We start from the raw sequence: 25,851 nt of genomic DNA on the forward strand, positions 1-25,851 counted from the left end.
ATCAAGATGGCCGTGGTCGTCGCGTCGAGCACGCGAATGCGTTCTGACACGCACACCGCCCGAGGCTCCCACCATCGATGCGCGACGCGAATCCGTCACGCGAGAGCATCGAGCGAAACGGCGCGCCCGTGTCGATGCTCGCCCCCGTCCACTGGCGTCGCGCCGGGCGACACCGGGTCCAATCGCGCGGCGGTATCGCGAAACCAAGACACGATGCCAAAACAACGCGGGCGCTTGCAGCCTCGAAGCCGCAAGCGCCCGATTCGATGACCGCGCGCCGTCCTTTCGCACCGCCCTTTTGCGACGTCGATCGCACAAGGCGTCGCGGCCCGCTGCGCGCCCTACCGCGTCATCAGCTCAACGCCGGCAGAATCTTCCCGACGCACGTGCCGAAGCCGACGCGATACCCATCGCCCTCGCACCAGCCGGCAAGCGTCAGCTCGTCGCCGTCTTCGATGAACGTGCGCGTGCCGCCGCTCGCGAGCGCGATCGGCTCCTTGCCGTTCCACGTCAGCTCGAGCAGGCTGCCGAACGAATCCTGCGTCGGCCCGCTGATCGTGCCCGAGCCCATCAGATCGCCGACCCGCGTGTTGCACCCCGACACCGTGTGATGCGCGAGCTGCTGCGCCATCGTCCAGTACATGTGTTTGAAGTTCGTGCGCGAGATCGCCGTCGCGTCCGCCGCGCCGTCCGGCTTCAGGCGCACTTCGAGCTCGACGTCGAACGCGTGCTTGCCGCCGTGGCGCAGATACGCGAGCGGCTCCGGCTCCTGCTTCGGCTGCTCGGTGCGGAACGGCTCGAGCGCGTCGAGCGTGACGATCCACGGCGAAATCGACGTCGCGAACGTCTTCGCGTTGAACGGCCCGAGCGGCACGTATTCCCATTGCTGGATGTCGCGCGCGCTCCAGTCGTTCAGGAGCACCATTCCGAAGATGTGCGACTCCGCGTCCTCGCACGCGATCGGCTCGCCGAGCGCATTGCCGCGGCCGACGACGAAGCCCGTCTCCAGCTCGATGTCGAGCTTGCGGCACGCGCCGAACACCGGGCGATCGCCGTCCGGCAGCTTCAGTTGCCCATTCGGCCGGCGCACCGGCGTACCGCTCACGACGACCGACGACGCCCGGCCGTTGTAGCCGATCGGCATCTCGGACCAGTTCGGCAACAGCGCATTCTTCGGATCGCGAAACATCGAGCCGACGTTCGTCGCGTGCTCCTTCGACGAGTAGAAATCGGTGTAGCCGGGAATGTCGATGGGCAGATGCAGCGTCGCGTCGCGCTGCGCGACGAGCACGCGCGCGCGCAGCACGGCGTCGTCGCGCAACCGCGCATCGCCGCGCTCGAAGAGCGCGCTCAACTGGATGCGCACGCTGCGCCACGCGTCGCGGCCGAGCGCGATGAAGTCGTTCAGCGACGGCCGCTCGAACACGGCCGCTCCGCCCTGCACCGTCAGCAGGCCCGCGCGTGCGAGCTCGGCGAGATCGACGATCGCATCGCCGAGCGCGACGCCCGCGCGACGCGCCGGATGGCGCGCATCGCTGAAGATGCCGAACGGCAGGTTCTGGATCGGGAAATCGCACGCGGCGTCGTTCGCCGCGTCGAGCCAGCTCTTACGGGAAGGATCGAGGGTCGCGCGCAGCGCGCCGGGGATAGCGCTCATCGTTGCTCCGGGTTGAAGTGTTTTTCGAGGCCTTGCCAGCATTCGAAGTAGTTCGCCTGCAATTGCGCCGTGTCGAGCGCGAAGCGCGTCGGACGGATCAGCGTGCGGGTCTCGAACATGAACGCCATCGTGTCGCCGACCTTGTTCGGCTTCGACGTATCGATCGAAGAAGCCTTCTCGAACGTGTCCGCATCCGGCCCGTGGCCCGACATGCAGTTGTGCAGGCTCGCGCCGCCCGGCAAGAAGCCTTCCGCCTTCGCGTCGTAGACGCCGTGCACGAGGCCCATGAACTCGCTCGCGACGTTGCGATGGAACCACGGCGGGCGGAACGTATCCTCGGCCGCGAGCCAGCGCGGCGGGAAGATCACGAAGTCGATCGCGTCGACGCCCGGCGTATCGCTTTGCGACTGCAGCACGAGGAAGATCGACGGATCCGGATGGTCGTAGCTGATCGAGCCGATCGTGTTGAAGTGACGCAGGTCGTACTTGTACGGCGCGTAGTTGCCGTGCCACGCGACGACGTCGAACGGCGAATGATCGATGTCCGCGCGCCAAAGCCGGCCGTTTAGCTTCGCGACGAGCTCGAACGCGCCTTCGCGGTCTTCGTACGACGCGTTCGGCGTCAGGAAATCGCGCGGATTCGCAAGCCCGTTCGAACCGATCGGCCCGAGATCCGGCAGCCGCAGCAGCGCGCCGAAGTTCTCGCAGAGATAGCCGCGCGCGTGCCCGTCCGGCAACGCGACCGAGAAGCGCACGCCGCGCGGGATCACCGCGATCTCGAACGGCTCGACGTCGAGCCGGCCAAGCTCCGTCATGATGAAGAGCCGCCCTTCCTGCGGGACGATCAAGAGCTCGCCGTCCGCGCTGTAGAAGAAGCGGTCGCGCATCGAGCGGTTCGCCGCGTACAGATGAATCGCGCAGCCGCTCATCGCGGCGGCGGAGCCGTTGCCCGCCATCGTCACCCAGCCGTCGACGAAATCGGTCGGCTGCGCGGGCATCGGCAGCGGGTCCCAGCGCAACTGGTTCGGCGGCGTCGGCGGCACGTCGTCCGAATCGCCGAAGTCGGCGACGATCCGACGCTCGCCGGACACGAGCTCGAACGGCCGATGCACGGCGGCCGGCCGGATCCGGTACAGCCACGACCGGCGGTTGTGGCCGCGCGGCGCAGTGAACGCGGTGCCGGACAGCTGCTCCGCATAGAGCCCATACGGCGCGCGCTGCGGCGAGTTGCGCGCGTGCGGCAGCGCGCCCGGCAGCGCCTCGGTCGCGAATTCGTTCGCGAAGCCGCTCTGGTAGCCCGCTTCGCCCGGTTTCGAAAAATCCAGTGTCATGATTGTCGTTCTCTCCATTCAAGCGACGTTCGGCGCGGCCGCGCCGCGCCGCCGCGTCACGCTCGCGAGGCCGATCACGAAGACGGCCGAGCACAGCACCGGCACGGCCGCCGCGTGAAACAGCGCATCGTTCGACCAGCCAAGTGCGATCAGTTGCCCGCCGACGAGCGGCCCGAGCACGGAGCCGACGCGGCCCACGCCGAGGCTCCAGCCGATGCCCGTCGAGCGCAGCGACGTCGGGTAATGACGGCCCGCGAGCGCGTTGACCGCGGGCTGTCCGCCGACGATGCAAAAGCCGCCGACGAACACGGCTGCGAGCAGCCAGGGAAACGCATGCGCGACCGAGCCGATCAGGCCGACCGCGATCGTCGCGCATGCGAAGCACGCGAGCAGCACGCGCGCGAAGCCGTGCCGTTCGATGAACCAGCCGAGCGACAGCGTACCGATCACGCCGCCCGTCTGCAGCACCGTGCCGACGACGACGGCCGTGCCGCTCGCGTAGCCCGCGTCGCGCATCACGCTCGGCGCGACGTAGCCCATCGCCTGCGCATCGAAGCCGCCGATCACGAGACACGGCCCGCAGCGCGCGAGCGGCATCACGTGAAACGCGGGCCGGTGCATTTCGTCGAGCACGCGTGCGGCGGCGGGCGCGGTCATTTCGGCGCCGACGCGCCGGGCGCGCCGTCGAGCGTCATCGCGCCGCCGCGCGCGAGCGCCATCGCTTCGCGCAGCACGTCGAGATCGCCGACCTGGTTCGCGAGCAGCAGGATCAGCTTCGCGTTGACGAGCTGGCTCTCGCTGTCGGGCAAGTCGCGGTGCATGTCGATCAGCGCTTCGTAGAATGCGTCCGGATCGGACAGACGCAAGCGAGCGTCGAGGTGCATCGGGTGTCTCCTGGTCTCTGTCGATATGTGTTGCTCACGCGTTGCAGATCGCGCGCGCGAGCGCCGCGCGCACCGCGCTCGCGTCCGCCGCGCGAAAGCGCGCGCAGACGTGCTGGTCCGGACGCAGCAGGTAGAACGTGCCGGGATGCGCGTCGTAGCGCTGCGCGGCGAGCCCTTCGCTGTCCTCGATCACGTCGATGCCCGCCACCGCGCGCGCTTCGCCCTTCGGCACGACGAGCACGGGCGCGACGGGCAGCGCGTGGCCGCGCGTCGCGTCGACGAGCGCGGGCGCATCGCCGATCGAGCCGAACAGGACGCCGGCGAAGCCGTCCTTCAGATGCCGCAGCAGCCAGCCGGGCTCGCCGTTCGCGAGCACGGGCGCATCGAGCGCGACCGCACCCGGAACCGGCGCGCGTTCGAACGCGTCGCCCGCGCGATCGGGCGTATTGAGCGGCGAGTCGGCGAGCACCGCCGGCACCGACAGCCGGCCGCTGTTGACGAGCTTGCGCGCGAACTCGCAATCGCGCGCAAGCTTGAGCGTCGCGTCGCGGAACACGCGCGAGATCGGGCTCTTCGGCGTGATGAAATCGGTCGAGCGCGTCGAGTTGCGGATGTTCTCGTCGGCCGCGAATTCGCGCTCGCTGGCGTACGTGTCGAGCAGGCGATCGGGCGCCTGGCCGTCGAGCACGAGCTTCAGCTTCCACGCGAGGTTGTCGGTGTCCTGCACGCCGCTGTTCGCGCCGCGCGCGCCGAACGGCGACACGCCGTGCGCCGAGTCGCCCGCGAACAGCACGCGGCCGTGCCGGAAGCTGCCCATCCGCTGGCAGCGGAACGTATAGACGCTCACCCATTCGAGCTCGAACTCGACGTTGGGCCCGAGCAGCGCGCGCACGCGCGAAACCACACGCTCCGGCGCTTTCTCGGCGACGGGATCGGCGTCCCAGCCGAGCTGGAAATCGATGCGCCACATGTCGTCCGGCTGACGGTGCAGCAGCACCGACTGATTGCGATGGAACGGCGGATCGAACCAGAACCAGCGCTCGGCCGGAAACGGCGCCTTCATCTTCACGTCGGCGATCAGGAAACGGTCCTTGAACGTGCGGCCGCGGCTGTCGAGGCCCATCATCGCGCGCAGCGGGCTCTTCGAGCCGTCGGCCGCGATCACGTAGCGCGCGCGCAGCGTGTACGGCCCTTCCGGCGTGTCGATTTCGAGCTCCGCATGGTCGGGCGTCTGCCGGATTCCCGTCACGCGGTTCTTCCAGCGCAGATCGAGATTCGGCAGCTCGAACGCGCGCTCGGCCAGATAGCCCTCGACGTAGTATTGCTGCAAGTTGACGAACGCCGGCCGCGCGTACCCGGCCTCGGGCAGCAAGTCGAACGCGTAAATCAGTTCGTCTTGCAGGAACACCTTGCCGACGTGCCAGCTCACGCCCTTCTGCGCCACCCGCTCGCCGCAGCCGAGACGATCGAAGATCTCGAGCGTGCGCTTGGCGAAGCAGATCGCGCGCGAGCCGGTCGACAGCGTGTCGTCGTCGTCGAGCACCACGACGGGCACGCCCTGCTGCGCGAGATCGATCGCCGCCGCGAGCCCGACGGGCCCCGCGCCGACGACGACCGCCGGGTGCGGCTCGCCCGCGTCGGCGCCGGCGGCGCGCGGACGATAATCGAACTTGAGCGTCTGATAATCGATAGTCATGATCGCCGCCCGCCGTGCTCAGCCTTCCAGGGTTTGCCACATGTCCTTGTCGCGCTCGGCCGTCCAGATCCGCGGATCCGGATATTGCGTGGCCTCGTCGAACGCGCGCGTCACGTCGAACGGCATGCAGTGGTCGAAGATCACCCACTCGCCGAACTTCGGCTTCAGCTCCGCATACGATTCCTTGTAGATCGCGTTCAAATCCTTGCCCGCCGCCGCACCGGACTTCACCTTCGCGTACAGCTCGCTCACGAACGCGCGCGTGCCCGCGAGGCCGTCCGCGACTTCCTGCGGCGTCTTCAGCGCGGCGCCGCGGCCCGGCACGAGCTTCTCCGGCTTGAGCGCCGCGATCGCGTCGAGCGTGTGCGGCCAGTCCTGGAAATACGCATCGCCCGCATACGGCGTCGCGCCGTATTCGACGAGGTCGCCCGACAGCAGCACCTTCTCCTGCGGCAGCCACACGACCGTGTCGCCCTTCGTGTGACCGCGGCCAAGCTGCATGATCCTCACTTCGAGCTTGCCGAGCCAAAGCGTCATCTCGCCCTTGAACGTGAGCGTCGGCCACGTGAGGCCCGGCACCGACTCGACCGAGCGGAACAGGCGCGGAAAGCGCTCGATCTCGCTCTTCATGTCGGCCGCGCCGCGCTCGACGATCAGGTCGCGCGTGTCCTGGCTCGCGATCACATGATCGGCACCGTACGCGGACGCGCCCAGCACCCGCACCGCGTGGTAGTGCGTGAGCAGCACGTACTTGATCGGCTTGTCGGTGACTTCGCGGATCCGCCGGATCACGTCCTCGGCCATCACGGGCGTCGCCTGCGTGTCGGCGACGAGCACCGCGTCGTCGCCGACGATGATCCCCGTGTTCGGATCGCCTTCCGCCGTATAGGCGTACGCGTGCTCGGACAGGCGTTCGAACGTCACCTTCTTCTCGGTCAGGTCCGCCTGCGATGCAAATTTCTTGTCACCCGCCATCTGTCGCTCCTTGCTCCGTATTGAGGGATGCGCCGCTTTCGTCGGACAAGCGGCGCGTCTGACTGCTTGATCTATGTCAACGTCATGATTTACGAATAGTAAAACCAATTACGATTAGTGAAATTAACGTATACCCTAGGCGCTGGCGCGGAGCCAATAGCGGAGCCAATATCGATATGAACAACTCGCGCAGCCAATCGCGCCCGGCGCTGCTACTATCGTTCATATACGGTGGCCGTTTCGGCCACATTTCTTCCATCCGGAGTCCATGGTTCCGCCCACCATTCCCGAACTCGTCGCCCGTGCGGGCAAGCTGCCGTTCCTGTGTGAGCACCTCGCACTCGACGACGGCGCGCAAAGCGCGTACGCGCACCTGCGCGATCTCAAACTGGAAAGCGCATACGAGCCCATCTACGACGTGTCGATGCCGGGCGCGCCGCAATCGACATCGCTCACCGACGCGATCGAGCGCTACGGCGACGAACTCGGCTTCCAGGCGATCACGCACATGGGCGGCGCGCCGTTCGATCCGATCGATGCCGTCGCCGACGATCAGGAGCTCGTCGCGCTCGACCGGCTCGCGCGCAGCCTGCACGCGATCAACTTCTTCGGCGCGCAGCGGCACGGACTGCTGTTCCTGCGCGTGCACGAGCGGCTGCTGAAGAGCGTCAAGTACGACCACGGCAAGCACTTCTCGAGCGTGCTCGAGGGGTTCGGGCTGTCGCCCGAGCGCGTCGTGATCGAGCTGCCGGCCGCGGCCGTCGCGCACAAGACGTTCCTCGGCTATCTGACGAAGAGTTATCAGCACTACGGCTTCAAGGTCGCTGACAAGCTGCCCGATCCGGGGCGGATCCTCGCCGTCGAATCGGACATGGCGCGGCCCGACTACATCAAGATGGACGCCGCGATCGCGCTGCGGGAAGGGATGGTGAAGGCGCTCGTCGGCTATGCGCATCGCGTGCGCATTCCGCTCATCTTCGATCACGTCGTCGACGAGACGCAGTTCGAGCTGCTGCGTCAGTACGACGTGCGGCTCGTGCAAGGACCGGTGTTCTCGCAGCCGGCCGCGGTTTGACGGATCGGGGAATGCTTGGTGCACGGTGCGTCGAGCGGGACGAACGCGATGTGTTGCGCGACTTGTGCGGCGCCGCGCGGCGCTTGCAGCGTCGCATCTGAAAAGTTGGAACCGTCGAAATCGCTGACCGCGCCTCGCGCCGGCGACCCTCGCCGCGCCTGACGCGCTCGACCCACGTGCCGCACGCCCGATACGATGCAGCGCCGGAAAGCGCCCGCATCGCCTCGGCGCCCCTGGCCGCGCCCGCGCTACGTCAGGTCAGTCGCCGCCGTCGCCGAACACCGGCAGATCGCCCGCCACGTCGAGACCGGGGATGCGGCTCGCGTACCACGTGTGCGCTTTCGGCCGGATCGCCGACGGATCGTCGAGCGTCGCGTAATTGACCTCGACTGTCGCAGGCGCATTCGACAGCCGGTATTCGAGCTGCGCGCCGCACTGCGGGCAGAAGCGCCGCTCACCCCATGCACTCGACGCGTACACGCGCGGCTCGCCCTTCACATACTCGAACGCGCCGATCGGCACCGTTGCCCACGCGAGCACGGCGGCGCCCGTCGTCCGCTGGCACAGCCTGCAATGGCAGAAACCCGCGTGGGTGGGCACGCCGACGAGCCGGTAACGAATCGCGCCGCACGCGCACCCGCCTTCCAACAATTCCGAGCCCGACATCGTGGACCTCCTGTTCACGTTGCGCATGGATGCCGCAGTGGGAAGCAATGTCTACGATACAACCGATTACGGTCGACTGCTGCATTGCATTGCAGCGTGGAGCGGGGCATCGGATTGCGCTGGGTTGGAGCGATCGTGTTGGATCTTATGTGCTGGATCGCGTGTGCTGAGTTGCGTTTGCCGGGTTGCATGCGCCGATTGGCGTGTGCCGAGGCGGGTGCAGGGCTGCGCGTGTCGGGCTGCGTGCGCCGGATTGCGAGCGGCAAGCCGCAGCGTTGCCCGTGAGCCGCCGTCACACGACCGTCCGCAAAGCGAAGGGGCCACGTCGGATCGAGACGTTCACGCGCGCGACGCCGACACGCGCTGCAAGACGCGGCCGCGCCCGCAAGCGACACGGCGCGCCGCTCGCGCGAGCGGCCCCTTGCGGCATCGACAATATCCGCCCGCGCCGCCACGGCCGGCACGTCGAATTTCACGCGTCGGACGACGAAGATGAGCGCGACGCTAAACGGCAGCACTCGCCGCACGCTACGCGCCGGCAACTTGCACCGGCAACTGTGCCGACGTCGCCGCCGATTCACGCGGTTGCCGGCTCGGCACCGTGCTATTGCCGATCGCACGGGCTACTTGCTACTTGCGACCGGCAACAGCAACAAACCACCGGCGAAAGCCGCAACGCCGAACGATGAACAGCCACCCGCCGCCGCTCGCGCATGACCGCCGGCATGCCGGCCTACGCCGGCTGCCCGAGCCGCCGTGCGAGGGCCTTGAGCTTCGGGCCGATCTTGTTGCGAAACACGTCCTCGCCCATCGACGACGCAGGCCCGCTGCAGCTGAGAATCAGCCAGCGCCCCTCGCGCGGCTCGCGAAACGGCACCGCGATCGCATTCACGTCCTCGTGCCAGTCGCGAAACGAATAGCAGCAGCCGTCAGCGGCGAATTCCTCGACCGCGCGCTCCGCCGCCGCGACGAGCGCGGCGCCCGCCCGCCCCTTCCCCGCTGTCTTGCGCAGCTCCGCGAATAACGCCGCGCGCACATCCGGTGGCTGCACGGCGAGATACGCGCGCCCCATCGAGCTCGTCAGCATCGACAGCCGCGACCCGGACGCAAGCCCGAGCGTCAGCGCCGTCTCGCTGCGGATCGTCTCCAGGTAGATCATGTCGAGACCGTCGCGGCAGCCGAGCGACACCGCCGCGCCGATCTCGCGCGCGAGCGCCTGCATGTGCGGCCGCGCGAGCGCGAGCGTGTCGGAGCCCGCGAGCAGCGCATAGCCGAGCGACAGCACGCCTGCGTCGAGCGCGTACTTGCCGAGCGCGTCGTCGTAGCGCAGATAGCCAAGCACGGTAAGCGTGTACGCGAGCCGGTTGACAGTCGCCTTCGGCAGCCCGGTGCGCTCGACGAAGTCGCGATTGCCGAGCATCGTCTCGCCGGGCCGGAACACGCGCAGCAAATCGAGCCCCCGTGCGAGGGCGACGACGAACTTGCGTTCGTCGAGCGTGTCGGCGTCGATGGTCGAAAAATTCATGTGGTGATACACTGGGTTCAATTTGCAAAACATTGTTCCGCATAGCGGAACCATAGTCAAGTGAGGAGATGACGCGATGGCTGCCGCAACCTTTCATTGGGACGATCCGCTGCTGCTCGACCAGCAGCTCGCCGACGACGAGCGCATGGTGCGCGACGCCGCGAACGCTTACGCGCTGGGCAAGCTCGCGCCGCGCGTGACGCAGGCGTTCCGCCACGAAACCACCGACACGACGATCTTCCGCGAAATGGGCGAGCTCGGCCTCCTCGGCCCGACGATCCCCGAGCAGTACGGCGGCCCAGGCCTCGGCTACGTGAGCTACGGGCTCATCGCGCGCGAGGTCGAACGCGTCGATTCGGGCTATCGGTCGATGATGTCGGTGCAGTCGTCGCTCGTGATGGTGCCGATCTTCGAGTTCGGCTCCGACGCACAGAAGGAGAAATACCTGCCGAGGCTCGCGACGGGCGAATGGATCGGCTGCTTCGGCCTGACCGAGCCGAATCACGGCTCCGATCCGGGCAGCATGGTCACGCGCGCGAAGAAGGTGCCGGGCGGCTACTCGCTGTCGGGTTCGAAGATGTGGATCACGAATTCACCGATCGCCGACGTGTTCGTCGTCTGGGCGAAGCTCGACGAGGACGGCCGCGACGAGATCCGCGGCTTCATCCTCGAGAAGGGCTGGAAAGGTCTGTCGGCGCCGGCGATCCACGGCAAGGTGGGCCTGCGCGCGTCGATCACGGGCGAGATCGTGCTCGACGACGTGTTCGTGCCCGAAGAGAACATCATGCCGGACGTGAAAGGCCTGCGCGGGCCGTTCACGTGCCTGAACTCGGCGCGCTACGGCATCGCGTGGGGCGCGCTCGGCGCGGCCGAGTCGTGCTGGCACACCGCGCGCCAGTACGTGCTCGACCGCAAGCAATTCGGCCGTCCGCTCGCCGCCAACCAACTGATCCAGAAGAAGCTCGCCGACATGCAGACCGAGATCACGCTCGGCCTGCAAGGCGTGCTGCGGCTCGGCCGGATGAAGGACGAAGGCACGGCGGCCGTCGAGATCACGTCGATCATGAAGCGCAATTCGTGCGGCAAGGCGCTCGACATCGCCCGCCTCGCCCGCGACATGCTGGGCGGCAACGGCATCTCGGACGAATTCGGCGTCGCGCGTCACCTCGTGAATCTCGAAGTGGTGAACACGTACGAAGGCACGCACGACATCCACGCGCTGATCCTTGGCCGCGCGCAGACGGGGATTCAGGCGTTCTTCTGATGCGATATCCGCGCGGCCTGCGCGCGACGCACGGCCGCGGGGCCACGACTGCGCAGCCCCGACGCAGCCACAAACGAAAAAGCCCCGGCGCGACCGCCGGGGCTTTTTCGTCATATGATAGCCGCGCCGCGAAGCCGCGCGGCGCGCACGCCGCTCACTTGTTCGGCTGCGGCGTCAAACGCAGGTACGGACGCACCGCGTTGAAGCCCTTCGGGAAGCGCTGCTTCAGCTCTTCCGGATCCTGCAGCGACGGCACGATCACGACGTCGTCGCCGTCCTTCCAGTTGCCGGGCGTCGCGACCTTGTAGTTGTCGGTCAATTGCAGCGAATCGATGACGCGCAGCACTTCGTCGAAATTGCGGCCGGTGCTCGCCGGATAGGTGATGACGAGACGCACCTTCTTGTTCGGATCGATCACGAACAGCGAACGCACGGTCAGCGTCTCGTTCGCATTCGGATGGATCATGTCGTACAGCTCGGAGACCTTGCGGTCGCCGTCGGCGATGATCGGAAAACCAACGCTCGTCGCTTGCGTCTCGTTGATGTCGTCGATCCAGCCCTTGTGCGACTCGACGCTGTCAACCGACAGCGCGATCACCTTCACGTTGCGCTTCTCGAATTCGCCCTTGAGCTTCGCGGTCAGGCCGAGCTCCGTCGTGCAGACGGGCGTGTAGTCGGCCGGATGCGAGAACAGGACGCCCCAACTGTTGCCGAGCCATTCATGGAATTTGATGCGGCCGAGGCTCGAATCCTGTTCGAAATCCGGCGCGATGTCGCCAAGACGTAGACTCATGTTGCAGCTCCTTGAACTTGCATGGGTTGGGTGCCCGAGCGCACGGTACGCAAGGGCAAGCTTCCAGCTTAAGTGATCCGGCGGCCTGTGCGAACGATTATTCCGTCAGATATTCATGCCTTTTTATCATTTTCGCCGGGTGTGATTTGACAATCCTGGAAACTTTTTCGTTCCGGATCGGCTCTCTATTGTCATTGCAAGTCGTTTACCATGCTACTCAAGCGCGATCTTGCGCCACCTGCGCGCCGGGCCGCCGCGCTCGCCCGCGGGCACGGGTTTCGCTACGATGTTCGTAGGACAACCCGCTTCGGCAAGAAGGGAGTCGCAATGTCTGAAGTCAACAAGGAGAAACTGATGTCGGATATCAAAACTGTTCTCGCGGACGCGGAAGATCTGCTGAAACAGGCCGCGAGCACCACGGGCGACCGTGCGACCGAGCTGCGCGAGAAGGCGCTCTCGCGCCTGAAGCAGGCGAAGGAGAAAGCGGCCGACGTTCAGGTGGTCGTGGTCGAGAAAGGCAAGAAGGCAGCACGCGCCACCGACGACTACGTGCACGAGCATCCGTGGACGTCGATCGGCGTCGCGGCCGGCGTCGGCGTGCTGATCGGCCTCTTGATCAACCGCAAGTAACGCGGCACGCCGCCGCGAGAGACAGCCCCCGGCCCGCTCGCATCCGCGCGACGGCCGGGACCACGCGCACCGGCCCGTCGCGGCGCCGGCCGCTCTCCGCGCGCAAGCGCCTCATCCATGACGACAGAAACCTCATCGCACCAGTCCGCGCACGGTCCGCTGCGCCGCCTGCTCGGCTCCGCGTTCGCGCTCCTGCAGACCCGGCTGGAACTCGTCGGCATCGAGCTCGCCGAGGAGAAGGAACGCCTGATGGGCGTGCTCTTTCTCGGACTCGCCGCGATGATGCTCGCGACGATGGCGCTCATCAGCCTCACGGTGCTCGTCGCCATCGCATTCTGGGACACCTACCGCTGGCAGTCGCTCGCCGCCATCACCGCGCTCTATGCGCTCGGCGCGCTCGCCTGCGGGCTGAAGGCGCGCTCGGGCTTGCGCGACGCGCCCGTCGTATTCGAAGCGACGCTGAACGAACTGGAAAAGGACCGCGAGCTATTCCGCGGCAAGCCATGAACGCGCGGCCGCGTTCCTCCTCTTCTCGCCAACCTCCCGTCGACGCGCCATGAGTTACTCCGCATCGGAACAACGATTCCGTACCGCTTCGCAGAAGCGGCACATGAGCGCGACCCAGTACCGCGCACTGCGCAAGGAACTGCTGATCCTGCGCTCCGACATCGAGCGCCTGGAGCTCGCGCAGGCGGGCACCGAGCTGCGCCAGTCCGTCACGCATTTCAGATGGCTGAAGCTCCTCGTGCCAGGAGTGTCGGGCGGGTCGCTCGGCAAGTCGGCGAGGAGCGTGAACGCAACGCTCGGCACGCTCGTCAGCCAGTATCCGCTGTTGAGCTCGCTCGCGTCCGCCGTGCTCGCGAAGCCCATACGGGCGCTGCTGCGCGCGAGCGCGCGCCCTGCGCTCAAATGGGGGGCCGTCGGCTTCGCGGTGTGGGAGGCCTATCAGATATGGAAGCAGGCAAAGAGCAGCGATGACGCGTCCGACGCGCGGGCGCGGCACGATGAGCAGGCGTGAAGGCGGGTAATACAGGTAATGGCTGTTGACCAGCCCGCTGGCCGACGCATGCCTACCCCGTTCGCCAACACACGTCGGCATTCGGCGTGTGCCCATTGCGGGCGGCGCTTCCGGCCTCGCGATTCTCGCGCGTGCCGTCCGCATGCAGCACATACACGCCGCAGTTGTCGTCCCGCATCGCGCCATCGACGGTCGGGCTTGCCTCCAGTGCGTATCCGCCGTGCGCGTCGTCGAACATGATCCGCAACGCATAGACGACCGTGCCGGAATCGGGCGCTCGGCTCATCTCTTCCGGTAATGCGGCAGGCGGCATCTCACCGAATGCTTCGACGTACTGCGCGGCGCGATACAGTGCAGCCATCGCGCTCAACCGATACCCTCGTTCGACATGGCCCCGGTACGACGGCACCGCAAACGCCGCAAGCACGCCCACGATCGCAAGCGCAACGAGCACTTCGATCAACGTGAAACCTCGCCGATTCGGATTGCGTTCAGTTTCAGTGCATGACACCGCCGCTTCCCCCTTCATCTATGTCGGCCGCCCCACGGCCCGGCGCCAGCGGCGCTCGACGCCTCCTCGCTCGACGGCAATCTGCAGTTGCAGCCACTCGACCGTATCCTTCGTCGCACCCACGCCGCGTGCCGTCACGAGGTAGGCACGTGCGTCGGGGCGCGCCGGCAGCTTCCACGCTTCGATCACGCAGCTCGGCCCTTGTGCCGCGCCCGGCCATCCGGCATACGGCCTGAACGCGCCGCCGCCGTCGAACACGCCCGGTTGCCGCCAACCGGCCGGCTCGCGCGCCGACGCCGCGGTGCCCGCCACGGCGTCGGACGCCGCGCCGCTCAGCAATGCATCGGCACAGGCTTCGAGTGCGGCATCCGCTGCACGAAACGCGACCGATCGGCTCGCTACGTTCGTCATGCGCCGCATCTCCGTCGTCGCGATCTCGAACCACGCGGACGACATCACGATCAGTGAGGCCGTTACGGCAAGCACGCCCGGCAGCGCGACGCCGGGCGAACCGGGCATCGTCCGCTCGCGTCGCCGCATCACTTTGCGCAGCGCCGGACGCTTTCGGACTATCCGCGCTCGATCCGCTTCCAACACGGCTGCCCGACGCGTCATACGCGCTCCCGATTGCGAACCGCGACATACCGTCGCAGCACAAGCCGCGCGCGAGTATCCGCGCCGCTCGTCATTCGCCCTTCGCAGTCGACGTAGCGCACTGGGCGCCCCGTCCGCATGCCTCGCACTTGCACGCAAACTGCCACGGCGGCGACGCTCGCCCAGTCCAATGCGGACAACGCCGACGCATCGCTCCACTGCACGGCTCCGCGCAGCCGATAGCGCAAGCGCACGCGCTCGACGCCTTCGACGAGAGGCTGCGCAATGCCAGGTCTGCCGCTGCCTTCGCAATACAGCTCCGGCTCGCCCGTCGACGCACTGACGCGAGCGTAATAGCGATTGACGATCCGCGGCTGCGCGTCGGCCGCGCCGACGCCCTGCCCGAGGCAATCCGTCGCCTGTCCGCTGGTCGTCGGCCACGTGGAAACGCCATCGCCGACGTAGCGGACGACGAGTCCGTCGGAACCGCTCGCCAGCGGATCGCATGCCAGTTGCACGTCGGCTCCGACGGGTCGTCCCGCTGTACAACCGAACAGACCCGGCGCTGAGGGCGCATCGTGCGCGTCGAGAGGAACGAAGCCTGCGATCTGGATTTGCTGCGTGATCAGCGCGAGCGACGCCTGCGCCGCGTCGCGCAAGCGCGCGGCATCGGCCGCCGCCGAATAGGCCGCCCGCTGTACGCGATAGAGCGAGATCGCGGCAAGCAGGATCAGCAAGCCGAGCGCCATGGCGATCATCACCTCGATCAGCGTGTGCGCGCGCCAGTGTATCGCTCGCGTCATCGGCCGTCCGTTATCGCATACGCGAGCGTCACGCATTGCTTGTCGCCGTCACGCGCAGCCAAGATGGCGCCTTCGCAGCGCGACGGGCTCGCAACGGCCGCCCCGACCTGTTCCCATTCGATACGCACGGTCGAAATGCCCGCGTCTCCGCCCGTCACGACGAGCTTTCCGTGACGCAACCCGGACATCGACGCGTTCCAATCAACGCCTACCGGCCCGCCAGCGTGCGCCATCTCGGCCCACGAATCTGCGGCGAGCAGCGCCTGCTCGCGCGTCGCAGCATCGCGCTCGCCTCGTATCGTCGCGAGCAATGCGGCGATCACGCCGAGCGCTGCGACCGCGAGCAGCGCACATGCGACCGCCGTCTCCAGCAACGAGCTCCCTCGTATCGACCGAACGCGCATCATGTCGACGCCCCGCAGCCGCCTTCGACGAAACGCAAGCGGCCACCCGCCGCGATCCGCAGGCAACGTCGCCAGCGCTCGCCGTGCCACGCATCGGACGCGTCGTTCGGCGCGAATTCGAAACTTCGGAAGCCGCCGATCACCTGACCTGCTGGCGGCGTAAACACCACGTCGCCGCCCGCGCCCGTCACGGCCACTTGCGCATCGCGCGCAACGCGTCGCAACACTCGCGTACCGCGGTCGCCGTCTGCGACGACCACCGCCCAGCCGCATGACCAGTCGGTCGCGCCGCCTTCACAGGGCCGCCCTGCGACGATGCATCTGGCGGCCGCGTCGCTGCGGCACAGCGTCACGCGCGCGCCGAGTCTGGCAGCCTCCCCACGTGCATACGCCAGCGATGCTCCGAACACGCGCGCGCGCGCGTCGACCCGATCGCGCATTCGTGCGCCTGAGAGCGTCGGCGCGGCCAGCGTCGCGGCAAGCGCGACCAGCGCGAGCGCGACCATCAATTCGACGAGCATGAAGCCCGCCATCGCTTGCCTGCCGCACTCGGTTCGCATCGCCGATCTCCGTGACCTGATGCGCCGACTCTACCGGGGCGGACGAACGCGCACCATCAGCCGAACGGCCGAATCGCACGCAGCAGCCGAACGCACGACAATCGCCCAGGCGAGCACGAGCACCGCGCTACGCGGGAGAAACGAATGGAATATGAAACGAAACGGGAAACGAAATGCGCAAGCTCAGCGCTTGCGCGGCGGCTTCGCGGGCACCGCGCGGCGGAACTCTTCGATCACGTCCGCGAATTCGGACACGTCTTCGAACCGGCGGTAAACGGACGCGAAACGCACGTAGGCGATCGTGTCGAGCTGGCGCAGCTCGTTCATCACGAGTTCGCCGAGCTTTTCGCTGCGGACTTCACGCTCGCCGGATGCGAGCAACTGATATTCGATGCGGGCGACCGCCGCATCGATCGCATCGGCCGCAACCGGGCGCTTGCGGAGCGCCAGTTGCATGCTCGCGACGATCTTGCGGCGGTCGAATTCGGTGCGGCTGCCGTCCTTCTTCACGACGGCCGGCAACGCCAGCTCGACCCGCTCGTACGTCGTGAAACGCTTGTCGCAGGCCGAACAGCGGCGGCGCCGGCGGATTGCGGCGCCGTCTTCCGACACGCGCGAATCCACCACTTGCGTATCGTCGTGTCGGCAGAACGGGCAGCGCATGGCCGATCAGCGATAGACCGGGAAGCGCTTCGTCAGCTCGGCGACCTGTGCGCGCACGCGCTCGATCGTCGCCGCGTCTTCCGGATTCTCGAGCACGTCGGCAATCAGGTTGCCGACGAATTCGGCTTCCGGCACGCCGAAGCCGCGCGTCGTCATTGCCGGCGAACCGAGACGGATGCCGCTCGTCACGAACGGCTTTTCCGGATCGTTCGGGATCGCGTTCTTGTTGACGGTGATGTGCGCATTGCCGAGCGCCGCTTCCGCCGCCTTGCCGGTGATGTTCTTCGCGCGCAGGTCGACGAGCATCACGTGACTCTCGGTACGGCCTGACACGATGCGCAGACCGCGCTTGACGAGCGTCTCGGCCAGCACGCGCGCGTTCTCGACGACCTTCTGCTGGTATTCCTTGAATTCTGGCGACAGCGCTTCCTTGAACGCAATCGCCTTCGCGGCGATCACGTGCATCAGCGGGCCGCCCTGGATGCCCGGGAAGATCGCCGAGTTGATCGGCTTCTCGTATTCGGCCTTCATCAGGATCACGCCGCCGCGCGGGCCGCGCAGGCTCTTGTGCGTCGTCGTCGTGACGAAATCGGCGTGCGGCACCGGGTTCGGATAGACGCCCGCGGCGATGAGGCCCGCGTAGTGCGCCATATCGACCATCAGGTACGCGCCGACCGCCTTCGCGATCTTCGCGAGACGCTCGAAATCGATCTTCAGTGCGAACGCCGACGCGCCCGCGACAATCAGCTTCGGCTTGTGCTCGTGCGCGAGCTTCTCGGCGGCTTCGTAATCGATGTCTTCGTTTTCGTCCAGGCCGTAGCTGACGACGTTGAACCACTTGCCCGACATGTTGACGGGCGAGCCGTGCGTCAGGTGGCCGCCGTGCGCGAGGCTCATGCCCATGATCGTGTCGCCCGGCTTCAGCATCGCGAAGAACACGCCCTGGTTCGCCTGCGAACCCGAGTTCGGCTGCACGTTCGCGGCTTCGGCGCCGAACAGTTCCTTGACGCGGTCGATCGCGAGTTGTTCGACGATGTCGACATACTCGCAGCCGCCGTAATAGCGCTTGCCCGGATAGCCTTCCGCGTATTTGTTCGTGAGCTGCGAGCCTTGCGCCGCCATAACGGCCGGGCTCGTGTAGTTTTCCGACGCGATCAGCTCGATATGCTCTTCCTGACGGACATTTTCTTGCTGGATCGCTTGCCAGATCTCGGGATCGACGTTCGCAATGGTGCTTTGGGCTCTGTCAAACATACGGTTTCCGTTAAGTGTGTACAGGTTGACCGAAGTGGCCGAGTGCGTCGCGCAGCCGGCGGCGCAGCCGGCTCGACGTGGCGGAGGATTCCGTGGAACGCGAGGCAGGACAGCCACCGGCAATGCACGCAACGTGGCGCACAACGGCTGCCCAGGCGAACGGCAAAAGCGACGCCCTGCGCTTCACGGTGGGACGCTCCACCTTTGACCCCGAAAGGTCTTATCGCCAGTCACGCAGGGGATATTGAGCGCGTTAGTGTATTGGATGCGCGATGAATAGGCAACCGCGCCCGGAGCCCGCCGCATATTAAGGGCCAAATCTATCGACACCACCGGCGCAGGCATCCACCGCAGATATCGGAAGCGCGCGCCGCCGCGCCTTGCCGCACCGCCGCAATGCCAGTAGGCTAGCGAGTTCTCTCCAGCAAGCATCGTTTAAGGAGCAGCAGCAATGATCGTGTTCGTCACCGGCGCGTCGGCAGGTTTCGGCGCCGCCATCGCCCGTGTCTTCGTGAAAGGCGGCCACCGCGTCGTCGCCACCGCGCGCCGCAAGGACCGCCTCGACGCACTTGCCGCCGAACTCGGCAGCGCCTTGTTGCCGATCGAGCTCGACGTGCGCGACCGCACGGCCGTCGAGGCCGTGCCGGCCGCACTGCCCGCGGAATTTGCCGCTATCGACGTGCTCGTCAACAACGCGGGCCTCGCGCTCGGCGTCGAGCCGGCGCACAAGGCGAACCTCGACGAGTGGCAAACGATGATCGACACCAACTGCTCGGGGCTCGTCACGATCACGCGCACGCTGCTGCCCGGCATGGTCGAGCGCGGCCGCGGCCACGTCTTCAACCTCGGCTCCGTCGCGGGCAGCTACCCGTACCCGGGCGGCAACGTCTACGGCGCGACCAAGGCGTTCGTGCGCCAGTTCAGCCTGAACCTGCGCGCGGACCTCGTTGGCACGCCGCTGCGCGTCACCGACATCGAGCCGGGCCTCTGCGGCGGCACCGAATTCTCGAACGTGCGCTACCGCGGCGACGACGCGAAGGCGGCGGGCGTCTACGCGAACGTCCAGCCGCTCACCGCCGGGGACATCGCCGACACGATCTACTGGATCGCCACCCGCCCCGCGCACGTGAACATCAACACGATCGAGATGATGCCCGTCGCGCAGGCGCCCGCCGGACTGACCGTCCACCGCGGCTGAGCGTGCCGCCGCCGAGCCGCCCGCACGGCTCGACAGGTGGCCCGGCAAAGGCAACATTCCGTTACGAATCAGGAAAATCGGGGTCGTCCGTTCCGGTAGAATGCGCGCCATGACTGAACCCAGCCGACAGCTCGACGCGGCGCCCGATTTCGCGTGGCCGGTCCGCGTGTACTACGAAGATACCGACGCCGGCGGCGTCGTCTACTACGCGAACTACCTGAGGTTCTTCGAGCGCGCGCGCACCGAGTGGCTGCGCGCGTGCGGGATAGACCAGAGCCGGGTTGCCGACGAGACGGGCGCGATCTTCATCGTCCGCCGCGCGGAGCTCGATTACCGCGCACCCGCGCGGCTCGACGACGCGCTGGAAATCGTCTGCAGAATCGCCCGCCTCGGCCGCGCGACGGTGGAATTCGAACAACAGGCGCGGCGAGGCGGTACGCTGCTCGTCGCGGCCGACGTCAGAATCGGCTGCGTCGACCGCTCGGCGTTCAAGCCGACCGCGATCCCGCCCTCCGTCCTCGCCGCGCTCGAGCGCGGACCGGCCACGACCGGCCGGCGAGCCGTGTCAACGGCGTACGCATGAGTGCCGTTTAGACAGAGCCGATGAACTCGACCCCATGATCCGCCACTAAGCAAGGTTCGGCGGAAAGCTTCCGGCGGTCGCCGCCAGAGCGTGCGGCGCTCGGCCGAACGCCCGCCGGACGCCGCCGGAGCGCGCCGGCCGGGCACATCCCCTGGCCAGGCCACCCCGAAGGGACGTTACACAAACCTCTATGAACACTTCTCAAGACCTGTCGATCATTTCCCTTGTCCTCAATGCGAGCGTGCTCGCCCAGGCGGTAATGGGGCTCCTTCTCATCCTGTCGCTGATGTCGTGGACGTTCATCTTCCGCAAATGGTTCGCGATCCGCCGCGCCCGCGCGCAAACCGAGCGCTTCGAGCGCGACTTCTGGTCGGGCGGCGACCTGCAGGCGCTGTACCAGAGCGCCGCTAACAATCGCCACACGATCGGCGCGCTCGAACGGATCTTCGAGTCGGGAATGCGTGAATTTCTGAAGGCGAAGGAAAAACGTCTGAACGATCCGGCGCTGCTTCTCGATGGCGCGCGCCGCGCAATGCGCGCATCATTCCAGCGTGAGATGGACGTCCTCGAATCGAATCTGTCGTTTCTCGCGTCCGTCGGCTCGGTGAGCCCGTATATCGGTCTGTTCGGCACGGTCTGGGGAATCATGAACTCGTTCCGCGGCCTCGCGAACGTCCAGCAGGCGACGCTCGCAAACGTCGCGCCGGGCATCGCCGAAGCGCTCGTCGCGACCGCGATCGGCCTGTTCGCCGCGATCCCTGCCGTCGTCGCATACAACCGCTACGCGCACGACATCGACCGTCTCGCGATCCGCTTCGAAACGTTCATCGAAGAGTTCTCGAACATCCTGCAGCGCCAGGCGCAATAAGGAGCACGCGATGGCCGGCACCCCCATTCGTTCCAGCATGCGCGGCGGCCGCTCGCGCCGCTCGATGGCCGACATCAATGTCGTGCCCTACATCGACGTGATGCTCGTGCTGCTCGTCATCTTCATGGTGACGGCGCCGCTCGTCGCGCCGTCGATCGTCAATCTGCCGACTGTCGGCAACGCCGCGCCGCAGGAGCAGACGCCGCCCGTAGTCGTCAACATCCAGGCCGACGGCAAGATCAGTGTCCGCTACAAGGGGGACTCGGGCGCGTCGCAGGAAGACACGATGACGAAGGCCGAGCTCGACAGCTTCATCGCGGCGCGCCAGGCCGACCACCCGGATCAGCCGGTCGTGATCGCGGCCGACAAGACGGTTCAATATGACTCAGTAATGACCGTGATGTCCGATCTGAAGGCGCGCGGCGTGAAGCGCGTCGGTCTCCTCGTCAAATCGCAATGAAGCCTCGCCAGTCGCGCACCGCCGCCTATCCGCCTCGGCCGCCGCGCGAGCGCGGCACAGGACGCGCGTTCCTGCTTGCCGCGCTGATGCACGTGCTGCTCGCGCTCTTCCTGTACCACGGCGTTCATTGGCAGAACAGCACGCCGGCAGGCGCGGAGGCCGAGCTGTGGACGTCGGTGCCGGACACGTCGACGCCGCAGCCGGTGCCGACGCCGCCCGTGAAAGCGGCCCCTCCCCCGCCGCCCGTCAAGAATGAGGAGGCGGACATCGCGCTGCAACAAAAGCGGCGCGAGCAGCAAGCCGCGGCCGCTCGCGAGGCGCAGCTCGAAGAGCAGCGCCGGCAGCAGCAGTTGAAGGCGCAGCAACTCGCCGCGCAGCAGGCCGCCCAGCTCGCCGCGCAAAAAGCCGCCGAGCGCGAAAAGCAGAAGCAGGCCGAGAAGCTCAAGCAGCAGCTCGCGGAGCAGCAGCACAAACTCGAACAGCAGAAGCTCGAGCAACAAAAGCTCGAACAGCAGAAGAAACAGGAACAGCTCGCCGCTCAGAAGAAGGCCAACGCCGAAAAGGCCGAGAAAGCGGCCAAGGCCGCCGCGGCCGCCAAGGCGAACGCCGCCGCGAATGCGAAGCTCGACAAGGAACGCCAGGCCCGCCTCGCGCAACTGCAGGGGATCGCAGGCGGCGGCTCGGGCAGCGGCGAAGGGCTCGCCAAGAGCGGCACGGGCACGGGCTCGGGCGGCAACGCGGCGTCGCCGGGCTACGCCGACAAAGTCCGTCGGCGCGTGAAGCCGAACATCGTGTGGGCGGGTGAGCGCGACAGCCTCGTGACCGTCGTCGCGATCCGCTGCACGCCGTCGGGCGACGTGCTGAGCACGTCGATCCGCCGGTCGAGCGGCAATTCGGGGTGGGATCAGACGGTGATCAGCGCGATCCAGGCATCGGTGCCGTTGCCGCCCGATACCAACGGCCGTACCCCGCCCGAGATTACGATTACCTTCAAGGCGGCGGAATGAGCGCATTTGCGCTTACACTCCCGCCGTCGCACCGGGAACGAATCGGGTATTTTTGAGTCTCTGCCGTTGCGCAGCGTACATACGGGAACAAGAAGCATGAGTTTGATGACGAAGCTAGGTTTCAGGGCACTCGTGGCCTCGTGTCTGATTGCCGTGGGCGGCGCCGCCCACGCGCAGGTGAACGTACTGATCACGGGCGTCGGCTCCACCCAGTTTCCGATCGCCACCGCGAATTTCGTCAATGAAGCGAGCCTGCCCCAGCAGGTCACGTCGGTCGTGCGCGGCGACCTCGCGAGAAGCGGCAAGTTCTCCAACGTCGACGCGGGCAGCACGCCCGTGCCGGAGACGGCGTCGGTCGATTTCGGCGCGTGGAAAGCGAAAGGCGCGAACGCGTTCGTCGCGGGCAGCGTGAACCGCGAGCCCAACGGCCAATACAAGGTCAACTTCATCCTCTACGACACCGTCAAGCAGCAAAGCCTGGGCGGCCTGTCGCTCACGACGTCGAACGACAACGAGGGGATGCGCAAGACCGGTCACAAGATCGCCGACTACATCTACCAGAAGCTGCTCGGCGTGCGCGGCGTCTTCAACACGCGCCTGTCGTACGTGCAGCGCACGGGCAATGTGTACAAGCTGCTGATCTCCGATTCGGATGGCCAGAACGCAATTCCCGCGCTGACGAGCAAGGAGCCGATCATTTCGCCCGCATGGTCGCCGAGCGGAACGAAGGTTGCGTACGTGTCGTTCGAGCTGAAGAAGCCGGTCGTGTACATCCACGATCTGCCGACGGGCCGCCGCTACGTGATTTCGAATCAGAAAGGCAACAACAGCGCGCCCGCATGGTCGCCCGACGGCCAGACGCTCTCCGTCGCGCTGTCGCTCACGGGCAATACGCAGATTTATTCCGTCAGTTCGACGGGCACCGGGCTGCGTCGCCTCACGCGCAGCAGCTCGATCGACACCGAACCGTTCTACTCCCCTGACGGCAAGTGGATCTATTTCACGAGCGATCGAGGCGGTGCGCCGCAAATCTACCGGATGCCAGCCGAAGGCGAGAGCGCCGGCGCAGCTCAGCGCGTAACGTTTACCGGCAGCTACAATACGAGTCCGCGCATCAGCCCGGACGGCAAGCTGCTCGCGTACATCTCGCGCACGGGCGGGGGCTTCAAGCTGTATGTTCAGGATCTGCAAACGGGTGCGGCAAACGCCGTCACCAACACGACGCGCGACGAATCGCCGAGCTTCGCGGCGAACGGTCAGTACATTCTGTACGCTACGCAATCGGGGGGCCGCGGCGTGCTGGCTGCCGTTCCGTCCGACGGCAGCGCGCCGCCGCAGATCCTGTCCGTTCAGGGCGGCGCGATTCGCGAGCCGTCCTGGGGGCCCTTCATGCAATGACCACAAGGAGAGTAACCATGATGTCGAAGAAACTTCGTCTGGCGTTCGCAGTGTTGATGATCGGTGCGCTCGCCGCATGTAAGTCGGGCGTGAAGCTCGACGAGCATGCGAACCAGGGCGGCGCGGTCGGCACGCAGCCGAATCCCGAAAACGTCGCGCAAGTGACAGTCGATCCGCTGAACGACCCGAACAGCCCGCTCGCGAAGCGCAGCGTCTACTTCGATTTCGACAGCTACTCGGTGCAGGATCAATACCAGGCGCTGCTGCAGCAACACGCGCAGTACCTGAAGAGCCATCCGCAGCGCCACATCCTGATCCAGGGCAACACCGACGAACGCGGCACGAGCGAGTACAACCTCGCGCTCGGTCAGAAGCGTGCGGAAGCCGTGCGGCGCGCGCTGTCGTTGCTCGGCGTCACGGATTCGCAAATGGAAGCCGTGAGCCTCGGCAAGGAAAAGCCGGTCGCGCTCGGCCACGACGAAGCGTCGTGGGCGCAGAACCGCCGCGCGGATCTCGTCTATCAACAGTAAGTAACGGAAGAATCGCTGTATGACGCACCGTTTTTTCTGGCTACGCACGGCCGCCGCGCTGTGCGTGGCAGGTGCGGCCCTCGCGGCCGCGCCGGCGCACGCGGGCCTCTTCGATGACGACGAGGCGCGCCGTGCAGTGCTCGACTTGCGCAGCAAGTCCGACAGCCTGTCGAACCAGCTCGCCGCCGCTCAGCGGACGATCCTCGACCAGACCAGCCGCCTCGACCAGCTCAACCAGCAGGTCGCGACGCTGCGTGGCGAGAACGAGGATCTGACGAATCGTCTGACGACGCTCGAGCGTCAGCAGAAGGAGTACTACACCGATCTCGATGCGCGTCTCAAGAAGTTCGAGCCGCAGAAGACGACGGTGGACGGCGTCGAAGGCACGGTGCAGCCGGGTGAAACGGACGCGTTCAACGCGGCGTCGCAGCAGTTCCGCAACGGCAACTTCAAGGGTGCCGCGGCTTCGTTCCGCGCGTTCATCGCGAAGTATCCGCAAAGCCCGTATCAGCCGACCGCGCAATACTGGCTCGGCAACGCGCAGTACGCGCTGCGCGACTACAAGGGGTCGACGGCGACATGGCAAGGCCTCGTGAAAAGCTATCCGCAGCATCCTCGTGCGGCGGATGCGCTGATCGCGATAGGCACGAACCAGCTCGAGCAAGGCCAGAAGGCGGCCGCGAAGAAGACGTTCGAGCAGGTCGTGTCGCAGTTCCCCGGCTCGAATGCGGCGGAAACGGCGCAGAGCAAGCTGGACGCGATCAAGTAACGGCGAACGGCACGACTCATCGACGGGTGATAAGGCTACAGGTTGACAAGCCCGCCGAGCGGTCGATATAATTTTCCCTCTTTGGGTCGTTAGCTCAGCTGGTAGAGCAGCGGACTTTTAATCCGTTGGTCACTGGTTCGAATCCAGTACGGCCTACCAAAGAATTCAAGGACTTAGCAGCGATGCTAGGTCCTTTTTTCTTTTTCCAGTCCTTCGATATTAGACAGCCTCTAATTGTAACGTCGCGTGCGATTTGTTCCTTGTTAGCGCTGAAATTGACACGGCCCTGGATGCACAATTCGCACGCGATTTGTCACAAGCTTACAGCCCGAGTTGTTCCAGCTCACCGGGGTGCTTTCGTCGATATTCAGCGTAGTACTTCATGCTGCCAGCAAGGCTCAGATGGTGATAATCGCGGTACCGATAGATTGACAGCCCGTCGAAATCGAGGCGGCACGTTCCCGCTGCGCAGGGCGATAGGTGTGGATGATATTTGGATCGGGGAAGCGAGCCTGAAGACGCGCCTGCATCGCCGCAATTGGGGCATGCTGGTCGACTGCGATCTTGCGATCGAATTCGCAAACGCGTCCGCGGGTACGGAAACAGCAGCCCGTTGTAGAGCGCGCAATTCACCATGTTCTCCGGGATCATTGGCACGTGTTAGCGCCGGTGTAAAAGCGCCGTTAAACGACGGCACAAGGTTGAGCGAAACAGTCAACGACAAAGGGGCCACGC

The 25,851-nt window shown here is 66.3% G+C and carries 30 protein-coding genes, 1 tRNA gene and 1 riboswitch; of the genes, 15 read left to right on the plus strand and 16 right to left on the minus strand.

The window, feature by feature from the left end; translation table 11 throughout:
- Positions 1–352 precede the first annotated feature (352 nt).
- The 6 genes from fahA to WS69_RS08970 are packed head-to-tail and all read right to left on the minus strand — an operon-like array spanning position 353 to position 6,543.
- On the minus strand, positions 353–1,657 hold the full coding sequence (fahA, locus tag WS69_RS08945) for a fumarylacetoacetase (RefSeq protein ID WP_059470421.1): 1,305 nt from the start codon (positions 1,655–1,657) through the stop codon (positions 353–355).
- Positions 1,654–2,988: a homogentisate 1,2-dioxygenase gene (gene hmgA, locus WS69_RS08950; protein ID WP_059470422.1), complete on the minus strand. Its 1,335-nt coding sequence runs from the start codon at positions 2,986–2,988 to the stop codon at positions 1,654–1,656. Before hmgA ends, fahA begins: the two co-directional genes overlap by 4 nt.
- An 18-nt stretch (positions 2,989–3,006) precedes the next feature.
- Entirely contained in the window at positions 3,007–3,645 is a 639-nt protein-coding gene (locus WS69_RS08955; RefSeq protein WP_331457972.1) for an MFS transporter, read from the minus strand.
- A complete protein-coding gene (locus WS69_RS08960) occupies positions 3,642–3,872 on the minus strand; it encodes a DUF2783 domain-containing protein (protein WP_059470423.1) in 231 nt (76 codons plus the stop codon). Before WS69_RS08960 ends, WS69_RS08955 begins: the two co-directional genes overlap by 4 nt.
- Positions 3,873–3,906: 34 nt before the next feature.
- A complete protein-coding gene (locus WS69_RS08965) occupies positions 3,907–5,568 on the minus strand; it encodes an FAD-dependent oxidoreductase (RefSeq protein WP_059470424.1) in 1,662 nt (553 codons plus the stop codon).
- Positions 5,569–5,586: 18 nt separating this feature from the next.
- Positions 5,587–6,543, minus strand: coding sequence for an MBL fold metallo-hydrolase (locus WS69_RS08970; RefSeq protein ID WP_059470425.1), 957 nt, complete (start codon positions 6,541–6,543; stop codon positions 5,587–5,589).
- Between the two features lie 268 nt (positions 6,544–6,811).
- On the opposite strand from WS69_RS08970, the gene WS69_RS08975 reads away from it, so the two are divergent.
- Entirely contained in the window at positions 6,812–7,618 is an 807-nt protein-coding gene (locus WS69_RS08975; protein ID WP_059470426.1) for an EAL domain-containing protein, read from the plus strand.
- A 258-nt stretch (positions 7,619–7,876) separates the two neighbouring features.
- On the opposite strand, the gene WS69_RS08980 is transcribed toward WS69_RS08975, so the two are convergent.
- Both WS69_RS08980 and WS69_RS08985 read right to left on the minus strand, forming a co-directional pair.
- A complete protein-coding gene (locus tag WS69_RS08980) occupies positions 7,877–8,284 on the minus strand; it encodes a GFA family protein (protein ID WP_059470427.1) in 408 nt (135 codons plus the stop codon).
- A 733-nt stretch (positions 8,285–9,017) separates the two neighbouring features.
- Complete coding sequence (locus tag WS69_RS08985) at positions 9,018–9,809, minus strand: IclR family transcriptional regulator (protein WP_059470428.1); 792 nt, start codon at positions 9,807–9,809, stop codon at positions 9,018–9,020.
- A gap of 76 nt (positions 9,810–9,885) precedes the next feature.
- Between WS69_RS08985 and WS69_RS08990 the strand changes: the two genes are divergently transcribed.
- The gene (locus WS69_RS08990) at positions 9,886–11,073 is read left to right on the plus strand and encodes an acyl-CoA dehydrogenase (protein ID WP_059470429.1); all 1,188 of its coding nucleotides are present in this window, start codon (positions 9,886–9,888) and stop codon (positions 11,071–11,073) included.
- 154 nt (positions 11,074–11,227) lie between these two features.
- On the opposite strand, the gene WS69_RS08995 is transcribed toward WS69_RS08990, so the two are convergent.
- Entirely contained in the window at positions 11,228–11,866 is a 639-nt protein-coding gene (locus tag WS69_RS08995; protein WP_059470430.1) for a peroxiredoxin, read from the minus strand.
- Between the two features lie 327 nt (positions 11,867–12,193).
- Between WS69_RS08995 and WS69_RS09000 the strand changes: the two genes are divergently transcribed.
- From WS69_RS09000 to WS69_RS09010, 3 genes are all read left to right on the plus strand, one after another.
- Entirely contained in the window at positions 12,194–12,496 is a 303-nt protein-coding gene (locus WS69_RS09000) for a DUF883 family protein (RefSeq protein ID WP_010106028.1), read from the plus strand.
- 117 nt (positions 12,497–12,613) lie between these two features.
- Positions 12,614–13,003 (plus strand): phage holin family protein, encoded by a 390-nt coding sequence (locus WS69_RS09005; RefSeq protein WP_059470431.1) that lies wholly within the window; start codon positions 12,614–12,616, stop codon positions 13,001–13,003.
- A 103-nt stretch (positions 13,004–13,106) separates the two neighbouring features.
- Positions 13,107–13,514: a DUF3318 domain-containing protein gene (locus tag WS69_RS09010; protein ID WP_197419232.1), complete on the plus strand. Its 408-nt coding sequence runs from the start codon at positions 13,107–13,109 to the stop codon at positions 13,512–13,514.
- Positions 13,515–13,566: 52 nt separating this feature from the next.
- Here the strand turns inward: WS69_RS09010 and WS69_RS09015 are convergent, their stop codons facing one another.
- The 7 genes from WS69_RS09015 to glyA form a co-directional block, all read right to left on the minus strand.
- The gene (locus WS69_RS09015; protein WP_082716057.1) at positions 13,567–14,043 is read right to left on the minus strand and encodes a type IV pilin protein; all 477 of its coding nucleotides are present in this window, start codon (positions 14,041–14,043) and stop codon (positions 13,567–13,569) included.
- Positions 14,044–14,544, minus strand: coding sequence for a pilus assembly protein (locus WS69_RS09020; protein ID WP_059470459.1), 501 nt, complete (start codon positions 14,542–14,544; stop codon positions 14,044–14,046).
- 92 nt (positions 14,545–14,636) lie between these two features.
- Positions 14,637–15,422: a PilW family protein gene (locus WS69_RS09025; protein WP_059470433.1), complete on the minus strand. Its 786-nt coding sequence runs from the start codon at positions 15,420–15,422 to the stop codon at positions 14,637–14,639.
- A complete protein-coding gene (locus WS69_RS09030; protein WP_082716058.1) occupies positions 15,419–15,829 on the minus strand; it encodes a hypothetical protein in 411 nt (136 codons plus the stop codon). The genes WS69_RS09025 and WS69_RS09030 overlap by 4 nt, the downstream gene beginning before the upstream one ends.
- On the minus strand, positions 15,826–16,386 hold the full coding sequence (locus tag WS69_RS09035) for a GspH/FimT family protein (RefSeq protein ID WP_059470435.1): 561 nt from the start codon (positions 16,384–16,386) through the stop codon (positions 15,826–15,828). Before WS69_RS09035 ends, WS69_RS09030 begins: the two co-directional genes overlap by 4 nt.
- Before the next feature lie 183 nt (positions 16,387–16,569).
- On the minus strand, positions 16,570–17,049 hold the full coding sequence (nrdR, locus tag WS69_RS09040; protein WP_059470436.1) for a transcriptional regulator NrdR: 480 nt from the start codon (positions 17,047–17,049) through the stop codon (positions 16,570–16,572).
- 6 nt (positions 17,050–17,055) lie between these two features.
- Positions 17,056–18,303: a serine hydroxymethyltransferase gene (gene glyA / locus WS69_RS09045; RefSeq protein ID WP_059470437.1), complete on the minus strand. Its 1,248-nt coding sequence runs from the start codon at positions 18,301–18,303 to the stop codon at positions 17,056–17,058.
- A 142-nt stretch (positions 18,304–18,445) separates the two neighbouring features.
- A riboswitch (ZMP/ZTP riboswitch) is annotated at positions 18,446–18,547 on the minus strand.
- Positions 18,548–18,754: 207 nt separating this feature from the next.
- On the opposite strand from glyA, the gene WS69_RS09050 reads away from it, so the two are divergent.
- From WS69_RS09050 to WS69_RS34610, 10 genes are all read left to right on the plus strand, one after another.
- Positions 18,755–19,501, plus strand: a complete 747-nt coding sequence (locus WS69_RS09050; RefSeq protein WP_059470438.1) for an SDR family NAD(P)-dependent oxidoreductase — start codon at positions 18,755–18,757, stop codon at positions 19,499–19,501.
- 100 nt (positions 19,502–19,601) lie between these two features.
- Entirely contained in the window at positions 19,602–20,084 is a 483-nt protein-coding gene (gene ybgC / locus WS69_RS09055) for a tol-pal system-associated acyl-CoA thioesterase (RefSeq protein WP_059470439.1), read from the plus strand.
- 190 nt (positions 20,085–20,274) lie between these two features.
- Positions 20,275–20,952 carry a protein TolQ gene (gene tolQ / locus WS69_RS09060; protein WP_059470440.1) on the plus strand — a complete coding sequence of 226 codons (678 nt, stop codon included), beginning with the start codon at positions 20,275–20,277 and terminating at the stop codon, positions 20,950–20,952.
- A 10-nt stretch (positions 20,953–20,962) separates the two neighbouring features.
- Positions 20,963–21,412 (plus strand): protein TolR, encoded by a 450-nt coding sequence (gene tolR / locus WS69_RS09065; RefSeq protein ID WP_059470441.1) that lies wholly within the window; start codon positions 20,963–20,965, stop codon positions 21,410–21,412.
- Positions 21,409–22,419, plus strand: a complete 1,011-nt coding sequence (gene tolA / locus WS69_RS09070; RefSeq protein WP_059470442.1) for a cell envelope integrity protein TolA — start codon at positions 21,409–21,411, stop codon at positions 22,417–22,419. Before tolR ends, tolA begins: the two co-directional genes overlap by 4 nt.
- A gap of 96 nt (positions 22,420–22,515) precedes the next feature.
- Positions 22,516–23,817, plus strand: coding sequence for a Tol-Pal system beta propeller repeat protein TolB (gene tolB / locus WS69_RS09075; RefSeq protein WP_059470443.1), 1,302 nt, complete (start codon positions 22,516–22,518; stop codon positions 23,815–23,817).
- Between the two features lie 17 nt (positions 23,818–23,834).
- Entirely contained in the window at positions 23,835–24,347 is a 513-nt protein-coding gene (gene pal / locus WS69_RS09080) for a peptidoglycan-associated lipoprotein Pal (protein ID WP_059470444.1), read from the plus strand.
- A 19-nt stretch (positions 24,348–24,366) separates the two neighbouring features.
- Positions 24,367–25,116: a tol-pal system protein YbgF gene (ybgF, locus tag WS69_RS09085; protein ID WP_059470445.1), complete on the plus strand. Its 750-nt coding sequence runs from the start codon at positions 24,367–24,369 to the stop codon at positions 25,114–25,116.
- Between the two features lie 83 nt (positions 25,117–25,199).
- Positions 25,200–25,275 (plus strand) — tRNA-Lys (locus WS69_RS09090).
- A 323-nt stretch (positions 25,276–25,598) separates the two neighbouring features.
- Positions 25,599–25,851 (plus strand): hypothetical protein (locus tag WS69_RS34610; RefSeq protein WP_231747102.1); only part of this gene is annotated, 253 nt, incomplete at its 3' end.

This window comes from Burkholderia sp. BDU5, from assembly GCF_001522845.1.
Lineage (GTDB): Bacteria > Pseudomonadota > Gammaproteobacteria > Burkholderiales > Burkholderiaceae > Burkholderia > Burkholderia mayonis.